This is a genomic window from Streptomyces sp. NPDC052225 (assembly GCF_040679615.1).
Classification (GTDB): domain Bacteria; phylum Actinomycetota; class Actinomycetes; order Streptomycetales; family Streptomycetaceae; genus Streptomyces.
Genome location: NZ_JBFAVD010000010.1, coordinates 229,798 through 236,559 on the forward strand (window position 1 = coordinate 229,798; position 6,762 = coordinate 236,559).

The 6,762-nt window shown below is 71.4% G+C and carries 7 protein-coding genes; 2 read left to right on the top strand and 5 right to left on the bottom strand.

Features of this window, described 5'->3' with window-relative positions; translation table 11 throughout:
- From AB0L37_RS17835 to AB0L37_RS17845, 3 genes are all read right to left on the bottom strand, one after another.
- Window positions 1-780, bottom strand: a complete 780-nt coding sequence (locus AB0L37_RS17835; protein ID WP_365505606.1) for an ABC transporter ATP-binding protein — start codon at window positions 778-780, stop codon at window positions 1-3.
- Window positions 753-1,637, bottom strand: a complete 885-nt coding sequence (locus tag AB0L37_RS17840; RefSeq protein ID WP_365505609.1) for an ABC transporter permease — start codon at window positions 1,635-1,637, stop codon at window positions 753-755. The genes AB0L37_RS17835 and AB0L37_RS17840 overlap by 28 nt, the downstream gene beginning before the upstream one ends.
- 159 nt (window positions 1,638-1,796) lie before the next feature.
- Window positions 1,797-1,880: a putative leader peptide gene (locus AB0L37_RS17845; RefSeq protein ID WP_365505671.1), complete on the bottom strand. Its 84-nt coding sequence runs from the start codon at window positions 1,878-1,880 to the stop codon at window positions 1,797-1,799.
- Window positions 1,881-2,003: 123 nt separating this feature from the next.
- On the opposite strand from AB0L37_RS17845, the gene AB0L37_RS17850 reads away from it, so the two are divergent.
- Entirely contained in the window at window positions 2,004-2,426 is a 423-nt protein-coding gene (locus AB0L37_RS17850; RefSeq protein ID WP_365505612.1) for a YjbQ family protein, read from the top strand.
- A gap of 140 nt (window positions 2,427-2,566) precedes the next feature.
- Complete coding sequence (locus AB0L37_RS17855; RefSeq protein ID WP_365505615.1) at window positions 2,567-2,782, top strand: hypothetical protein; 216 nt, start codon at window positions 2,567-2,569, stop codon at window positions 2,780-2,782.
- A 33-nt stretch (window positions 2,783-2,815) separates the two neighbouring features.
- On the opposite strand, the gene AB0L37_RS17860 is transcribed toward AB0L37_RS17855, so the two are convergent.
- Both AB0L37_RS17860 and AB0L37_RS17865 read right to left on the bottom strand, forming a co-directional pair.
- A complete protein-coding gene (locus AB0L37_RS17860) occupies window positions 2,816-3,073 on the bottom strand; it encodes a hypothetical protein (protein ID WP_365505618.1) in 258 nt (85 codons plus the stop codon).
- The coding region (locus AB0L37_RS17865) for a DUF6531 domain-containing protein (protein WP_365505621.1) at window positions 3,070-6,762 on the bottom strand (3,693 nt) is incomplete at its 5' end. The genes AB0L37_RS17865 and AB0L37_RS17860, both read right to left, overlap by 4 nt.

Genomic DNA, 6,762 nt, shown 5'->3' on the forward strand with positions numbered 1-6,762 from the left:
CTATGCGGCGGACTGCTGCGTGGCCCCGGCCTCGTTCGGCGGGGCGTCGTCGACCCCGAGGTGGTGCAGCAACTCCGCGCGCAGTTCGGTGAAGCGCGGGTCGGTGAGGTCACGCGGCCGCTCCAGATCGACACGGGTCTCGTACGCGATCACGCCGCCGTCCATCACGAGGACACGGTCGGCGAGGAGCACCGCCTCTTCCACGTCGTGCGTGACCAGCAGGACGGCGCATCCCCGGCGTTGCCACAACTCGCCGACCAGGCGCTGCGCCTTGATGCGGGTCAGGGCGTCGAGCGCGCCGAACGGCTCGTCGAGCAGCAGCAGATCGGGTTCGCGCACCAGGGCGCGGGCCAGCGAGGCGCGCTGGGCCTCGCCGCCGGAGAGCGTCTTGGGCCAGGCGTTCGTCCGGTGCGTGAGTCCGACCTCCGCCAACGCCCGGTCGGCGACGGGCCGTTCGGGCTTGCCGGGGAGTCCGAGGAGGACGTTGCGCCACACCCTCTTCCACGGCATGAGGCGGGGTGCCTGGAACGCAACGGCCTTGCGGCGCGGCACGAGGACGGTGCCCTCGATGTCACGGTCGAGCCCGGCGAGGATGCGCAGCAGCGTCGACTTGCCGCAGCCGCTGCGTCCGAGCAGAGCCACGAACTCGCCCGGCCGCACGTCGAGTTGAAGGTCGTCGATGACGGCACGCCCGTCGAAGGAGCGGGTGAGCCCCTCGACACGTACGGCGGAACCCGTCGCGGCGGTGGGGGTCACCGGCCGGTGAACGTCGGTCGCCATTGCAGCAACAGCCTTTCGAGGGAGCGGACGACGAAGTCGGCGAGCAGGCCGAGGAACGCGTAGACGATCAGGCAGACGACGATGACGTCCGTGCGCAGGAAGTCCCGCGCCTGCACCATCAGGAAGCCGATGCCGGAATCCGCGTTGACCTGCTCGGCGAAGACCAGCGCGAGCCAGGCGATGCCGAGCGAGTAGCGCAGGCCCGTCATGGCCCCGGGCAGTGCGCCCGGCAGCACGACGTGCCGTACGAGACCCCACCGGCTGAGCCCCAACGACTCTCCGGCCTCGATGAGTTGGGCGTCGACGCCCCGGATGCCGGCGTAGACGTTCAGGTACAGCGGGAAGGACACGCCCAGCGTGATGATGGCGATCTTCGGCGCCTCGCCGATGCCGAACCAGATGATGAACAGCGGGATCAGCCCGACGAACGGCACGGTGCGCAGCATCTGCACGCTGGCGTCGACGAGATCCTCTCCGGCCCGGAACAGGCCGGAGACGAGCGCGAGCCCGGTGCCGACGACCAGGCCGAACAGCAGCCCGACGGCGACGCGTTGCAGGGAGACCCCCATCGCGGACGGCAGTGACCCGTCGGCGACGAGATCACGTCCGACCCGCGCGATCGTGCCCGGCGACGCGAGCACCTCGGGGGTCAACACTCCTGTGGAGCTGAGGAGTTGCCACAGTGCGAGCAGCAAGAGCGGGCCGGATGCGCGGCGCAGCCAGCGGGGGACGCGGGTGCGGCGGGTGGAGGACGGGACGAGCGGAACGAGTTCGGGGCCGGGGCGCGGCGAGTCGGCCGTCGAGGACGGGCCGGCGGCGGACGCGGACGCGGGCGGCGGGGCATGACTGATGCTCATGGCACTCCACGGCAGGGGAGGGTGCGCCCCGGCGTCGTCAGCGGGCGTGCGTCAGCGGCACGCCGGCGCGCAGGCGTGCCGGAGCGGGGCGGAAGAGAAGAGGTCAGGAACGCGAGGCGCGGAAGGGCGCGAAGCGGTGGAAGAAGCGCGGAGAAGGCGTCAGTGGCCGCGACGACACGCGGCGGAAGCCACCCGCAGCAGGTCGATGTGACCGCGCGTGGTGAGCAGAGCTGAACGCAACATGCGGCAGAACGTAGCCAGTTTGTCGACACGCGGTCAATGGCGTCTCACCGGCTGGACCTTCCGTGTCACCTGCCGGGCGGCCGACGCGGGGCACGCGCGGGTCACGTGGGCGACAATGGCCCCATGTCCGATGCCTTCACGACCCGTGTCCTGAACGTCACCACCGGCTCCGCCGAACAGATCGTCGACCTGACCCGCGACTGCGAGTCCTTCCTGCGCGAGGTCGCCGGCGACCGCGACGGCCTCCTCAACATCTTCGTCCCGCACGCCACGGCCGGCATCGCCGTCATCGAGACCGGCGCCGGCAGCGACGACGACCTCCTCGCGGCCCTGCACACCCTGCTCCCCGCCGACGACCGCTGGCAGCACCGCCACGGCTCCCCGGGCCACGGCCGCGACCACGTCCTCCCGGCGATCGTGCCGCCGCACGCGACGTTGCCGGTGGTCGGGGGCGGGCTCGAACTGGGCACGTGGCAGTCGGTGTGCCTGGTGGACACGAACCGCGACAACCCGCAGCGCAAGGTTCGGCTGTCGTTTCTCGGGTGACGCCGGGGCGGCGGCCCTTCGCGGGGCGCGCGGCCGAAACTGATCTCTTGCGGTGATTGCGGACTTTCGTCCGGGCGGGGCCCCGTGCTGTCATGCAGCTGCGCACCGCTTAGGCAGGCCGTGATGGGGGGCAGTGGTTCATGATCCTGACGCTGAACGTGGCGCTCCTGCTCGCCGTCATCATCTACGTCCGCATCCGTCGGCGCGTGCAGGCCCGGAGCAGGGCGGATCAGTGGACGACGGTGGCTCTCGTCTTCGTCTTCGGACTGCTCATCGCCCCGACCGAGTTCGGGCAGGGAGTCATCGACGCGGTGGGCCAGGTGGCCCAGGGGGTGTCGCAGGCCGACGCTCCCTGAGCACGGGGCGGCCGCGCCGTGACCGGCGAGGCGTCAGGTGTTGTGCCGCAGTCGGCGCGCGATGTCGATGTCGTCCTGGAGCGCGCTGAAGCGGGGAGGTTCCCGGTCGGCGTCGAGGACGACGACGTGGAGGGAGTCTCCCTCCTTCGGCGGGGCCACGTTCTCGTCCCACCAGGAGGGGTGCTTGACCTGGTCGATGAAGCCGGGGGTGCCGTCCGCGTCCACCCGCGCGCCGACGGGGGCCACCCCGACGACGGTCACGTCGAGCTCCTCATGGTTGCGGAATGTCACTTCGGTCCTCCATAGATGGACACCCAGCTGCGGCCCTGGGTGAGTTCGTTGAATCTGTCGAGTTTTTCGACCGGGATCTCGAATTCGAGGCGCGGGGCGCCGTTGGGCCCCTTGTAGTCGTGGATCTTCGCGTGCTCACCGAATTCGTCCAGGAAGGATGGATGCATCTCATACTTCACCATGCCCTTGGCGAAGTTCGCGCCCGTCGGGCCCGCGTACTCGGCGGCCACGGCGCGCTCACCGAAGTAGATCTTTCCGTCGGAGATCACGCCGCCGCCGATGTCGACGCCGGGCTGATGGTTGGCCGGGTCCGGGCCGTGGGCCAGCTCGTGCTCCGCGTGTGCCCCCTTCGGCGTGCGATAGATCGGCACATAGTCCGGGGCGAGGCCCAGATGGTCCGTCCAGACGTGCGGGTTCGCCACGTACGTGGAGGGGTTCGGCGCCGGGGTCAGGCCGAGCGGGTCCGGGCTCAGATAGCGGGCGGTCGCCGGGTCGTAGTGCCGGAAGTGGTTGTAGTGCAGCCCCGTCTCGGGGTCGAAGTACTGGCCGGGGAAGCGCAGCGGCGTGTACGCGGAGGCGTCCCTGTTCCACGTGGTGGTGCCCCACAGGGTGCTGTGGGTGCGCCAGGCGATCTCACCGTCCTCCCCGACGAGTTCACGCGGGGTGCCGACGAGGTCGGTGACGATGGCGAAGAAGCGCGCGTCGATCTCGCTCTGCGTGTCATCGGACGTGAGGACGCGTTCGGTCTGCGCGATCGGGCGCAGGCCCTCGTGCTCCCAGGTCAGGGTGACCGGGTTCGGCGCGTCCGCGGTGCGTGTGGTCTGTTCGCAGAGTGTGTCGCCGTCCCAGCTGAACCGCGTGTGCTCGACCACGTCCGCGAGATCGGCGCTCATCCGGAGTTTGGCCGAACGGCGGCCCAGCGGGTCGTAGGTGTAGCGCCAGACCGTGCCGTCGGGTGTGGTCACCTCGGTCAGGCGGTCCTCCGCGTCCCAGCGGTAGCGCCAGGTCTCGGGCTTGCGGGACAGCCGGGTCTTCTGCCGCAGCGTGATGCGGCCCAACGCGTCGTGCTCGTACCGGATGCTGCCCGCGCGGGTGATCCGGGTGCCGCTGTAGGCGCGTTCACCAGTGGCTTCGTGGCCGGGGTGGGTGGTGGGCCATGAGGCGCTCGCCTGGTTTCCGGCCGCGTCGTACGCGTAGGTCTCGGCCCAGTCGGCCGCGCGCACCGCGGTGACGCGGCCGACGGCGTCGAGGGTGAAGCGCCGGGTGCCGTCGAGGTGGTCGTCCAGCTGGGTGAGGCAGCCGTCGGCGCGGTAGGTGTAGCCGCGCCGCTGAACCGTGTGCCCGGCCGCGTCCGTCGCCGACTGGGCGGTGAGCCGGCCCATCGGGTCGAACGTGTTCTCCAGGGTGAGGAAGTCGCCCATGCCACGCGTCAGTTCGCGGCCCGCCGCGTCGTACGTGACATCGATGGCGCGCCCCGAGGCCGACCGGCCGACGCGGCGGCCCGCGGCGTCGTACGACCACGCGGACCTCGCTCCGGTCGGCGTGGTGCGGCCGGTGCGGCGGCCCAACTCGTCGTAGGTGTACCGCAGTTCGTGCCCGTCCACGGTCTCCGAGAGGGCCCGGCCGTACTGGTCGCGCAGGATCGTCACCCGGCTGCCGTCGGGGCCCACGGCTTCGGCGAGCCGGCCCGTCAGGTCGTAGGCGTAGGTCGTGACGCGGCCGGCCGCGTCCTTGCGCACGATCCGGCCCAGGGCGTCGCGCTCGAAGAGCGTCGTCTCGCCGAGGGCATTCGTCCTGGCCGTGAGGCGCCCGGCGGCGTCGTAGGCATAGACGACGTCGCGCTCGTCGAAGTCGGTCTCCGACGTCAGGCGCCCGGCCGCGTCGTAGGCGTAGGTCCATGTCAGCCCCTGGGGGGCGGTGACCCGGGTGAGGCGCAGCTCGGCGTCGTGCGTGAACTCGTACCGCACCCCGTCGGGTGTGGTGCGGGCGCGGAGCAGGTCGAAGTGCGTGTACTCGAAGAGGGTGGTGCCGCCGACGGGGTCGGTGTGGGAGGTGCAGTTGCCCTCGCCGTCGTGGGTCCAGGACTCGCAGCTGCCGTCGGGGGCGATCCGCCGGGAAGGCAGGCCCTCGACCGTCCACTCCAGCCGGGTCACCGCGCCGGTGGGATCGGTCAGCGCCACGGGCCTGCCGAAGGCGTCCCGCGCGTAGCGGGTGACGGCGCCGAGCGGGTCCGTGATCTCCACCGGCAGCCCCGCCCGGTCGCAGCGGACCGTGGTCACGTGGCCGAGCGGATCGGTGACGGAGGTGAGGCGGCCCGCCTCGTCGTACGCGTAGCGTGTGGTCAGGCCGGGGCCGCTGGTCGTGGAGGTGCGGTTGCCGCGCGCGTCGTACGTGTGGCGGGTGGTGCTGCCGTCGGCTCCGCGCACCCGGGTGACCGCGCCGAACGCGTCGTGCTCCGCGGTGATCTCCCGGCCGTCGGGCAGCACGGTCGCGACGGTGTTGCCGCTCTCGTCGTAGACGTGTCGCGTGACATGGCCGAGCGGGTCCGTCCGGGTGAGCACCCGCCCCTGGGCGTCCCGCGTGAACCGCGTGACGTGGCCCAGCGGGTCGGTCTCCGCGACGACCTGACCGCGGTCGTCGATGAGATAGCGGCGGGTGTGACCCTCCGCGGTGGTCGCCGTCGTGACGCGGTGCCCGGTCGTGGCGTCCACGTCGTCGTACGACAGGCGCAGCGCCATGTGCCCGGCCTCGCCGCCTTCGGCGACACAGCGGTCCCGGTCGTCGTACGCGTAGGTGTACGAACGGTCGTTGCTGTCGGTCCAGGACGTGACCCGGCCGCGGTCGTCGTACGCGAACCGCAGCGGCAGGCCCGAGGAGTTGTAGACCTCGGTCAGGTCACCGCCCTCGGAGTAGCCGTAGCGCTTGATCTCCTGATCGGTGCCGTCGGGGCCCGCGCAGGCCAGCCGCAGGGCGGTGATCCGGCCGCCCGCCACCGCGACCTTCAGACGGTGTCCGGCGGACGAGGCGATGCCGAGCGGGGTGCCCTCGGCGTCGTACTCGAAGGAGATCCAGTTGCCGTTGCGGTCGTCGATCTGCTCCAGGGCCGCGGCCCCCTCGGCGCGGTCGGCGAAGTGCCAAGTGCGGCCGGAGAGCGGGTCGTTGACCGTGTAGCCGCCGTCGACGCGGTCCAGGGGCCAGCGGCGGCTGCCGTGCTCGGGCAGGGTCGGGACGCCGGGCGCCGGATGCGCGTACGTGAGGAGCAGGCCGTCATCGGTGACGAGGATGACGCCCTCGGAATCGATCTCGAGGCGCTGGTCGAAGGACGAGGTCCACGACGGTCCGAACCAGCGGCCGAGACGTGAACCCGATTCCAGGCGGCGGGTGAAGACCACGGGGAGCGTGCCGGGCAGGACGATGTCGGTCTGCGGCAGATACATCGTGCCGGTGACGAGGTCGATCGGGTCGCTCGGGTCGATCTCGACCTTTTCGCGCGGGGGCTCCGTGCGGGCGTGCGGCTCCTTCGTGACCGCCCTGCGCGCCCCGTTCTCCAGCCCTTCCTTCGCCCCGGTCTTGAGCCCCATCCGCAGCCCGCTGCGGGCGAGTCCGGCGCCTTTGGTTCCGATGAGTTCGGGGAGGAGGCGGCCGACGAATTCCGAGGGGTCTTTCTTGAAGCCGTCGACGGCGGCGGT

Coding starts and splice junctions, on each gene's coding strand:
- AB0L37_RS17855 (WP_365505615.1), top strand. CDS start 2,567: ATGATCCTGACGCTGAACGTGGCGCTCCTGCTCGCCGTCATCATCTAC.
- AB0L37_RS17840 (WP_365505609.1), bottom strand. CDS start 1,637: ATGAGCATCAGTCATGCCCCGCCGCCCGCGTCCGCGTCCGCCGCCGGC.
- AB0L37_RS17850 (WP_365505612.1), top strand. CDS start 2,004: ATGTCCGATGCCTTCACGACCCGTGTCCTGAACGTCACCACCGGCTCC.
- AB0L37_RS17845 (WP_365505671.1), bottom strand. CDS start 1,880: ATGTTGCGTTCAGCTCTGCTCACCACGCGCGGTCACATCGACCTGCTG.
- AB0L37_RS17835 (WP_365505606.1), bottom strand. CDS start 780: ATGGCGACCGACGTTCACCGGCCGGTGACCCCCACCGCCGCGACGGGT.